General features: G+C 71.3%; 1 protein-coding gene and 1 pseudogene. Both read right to left on the bottom strand.

The window, feature by feature from the left end; all coding sequences use genetic code 11:
• On the bottom strand, positions 1-1,180 hold a 1,180-nt coding region (locus tag G3N93_RS39795), incomplete at its 3' end, for an MFS transporter (RefSeq protein ID WP_206135500.1).
• A 44-nt stretch (positions 1,181-1,224) separates the two neighbouring features.
• A pseudogene (locus tag G3N93_RS41935) lies at positions 1,225-1,347 on the bottom strand (CoA transferase); the annotation flags it as partial.

Raw genomic sequence — 1,347 nt, 5'->3', positions numbered from 1 at the left:
CGCCGCACACGACGCTCGCCTGTTCGAAGCCGCGCGCGACCGACGCGCCGCTCGCCTCGATCAGCATTCCGGTGACGACGGGCGCACCGAGGCCCGCGAGCGACGCGAAGCCGTTGCTGAGCGCGAGCACGCCGCCGCGCTGCGCATCCGGCGTCACCTCGGCGAGCATCGCGGGGCCGACCGAGTACATCGTCAGCGTCAGGCCGCTGCCGAGCGTCAGCAGCACGAGCTTCGCCGCGCGCGGCACTTCCGGCACCGGCAGCATGGCCAGCATGACGCCGGCGATGGCGAGCGTGACGGCGATGAACGTGCCGCGTCCGTGCCGCGACGGCATGCCGCGCGCGAGCAATGTTTGCGACAGCCAGGCCAGTGCGAGACTGAGCGGCGACGTGACCGCGACGAACAGCGCGAACATGCGCCCCGCCTCGTGCGGCCCGAAGCCGAGCCCGAGCTGCAGGTAGGTCGGCATCCACGTGAGCGTCATCGCGAGAATCCAGTTCGCCGCGAAATGGCCGAGAAAGTTGCCGAGCACCGTGCGGTCGGTCAGCAGCCGCCCGTACGGCACGCGTTCGCCGCCCGCCGCGCGCGGGCCGCGCGACAGCGCGCCCTCCTCGCCGACCACCGCCCACGCGATGCACCACACGGCCCCGAGCACCGCCAGCAGCGCGAAGTTCGCGCGCCAGCCCCAGTGCGACGTGACGACCGGAATCGCGAGCCCCGCGATCAGCAGGCCGAGTGCGCTGCCCTGGTGCAGCAGCGCGACCGGGAGATTGCGCCGCGTATCGGGAAACCATTTGTAGATCGCATGCGTCGCGACCGGCGACGCCGGGCCCTCGCCGATGCCGAGCAGCACGCGGCACGCGATGACGACCCAGATCGAGCTCGCGGCGAGCATCGGCAACTGCAGCAGCGCCCACGCGGCCGCCATCGCGAACAGCAGCCATTTCGCGGGCCAGCGGTTCGCGGCGATGCCGCCCGCGACCGCCGCTACCGCGAACAGCCAGTTGAGGCTGCCGCCGATCACGCCGAACTGCGTCGGGCTCAGATGCAGGTCGCGCATCATCGGCACCGACACGAGGCCGAGCACGACCTTGTCGAGAAAATTCACCAGCATCATCAACGCGAGCATCGTCGCGATGGACCACGCCCGTCCTGGGCGGTACTGCGCACCATTCGTCATGGCTGTCTCCTGTTTCGTTATCGTCGGCGGCCGGTGGCGTCGCGCTATCCGCCGCCGTGCTCGCCGGGCGCCGGCACCCGGTCGTCGCCGTCCGGCAGGCCGAGCGAGAATTTCACCGGGAAGCGCACGGCAAGCGACCGGTCGGCCGTCACCTCGCGTGCGACGCC

Source organism: Burkholderia sp. Se-20378, from assembly GCF_017104665.1.
In the GTDB taxonomy this organism is placed as follows: Bacteria; Pseudomonadota; Gammaproteobacteria; order Burkholderiales; family Burkholderiaceae; genus Burkholderia; species Burkholderia lata.
This window is presented reverse-complemented; position numbering and strand designations above follow the sequence as displayed.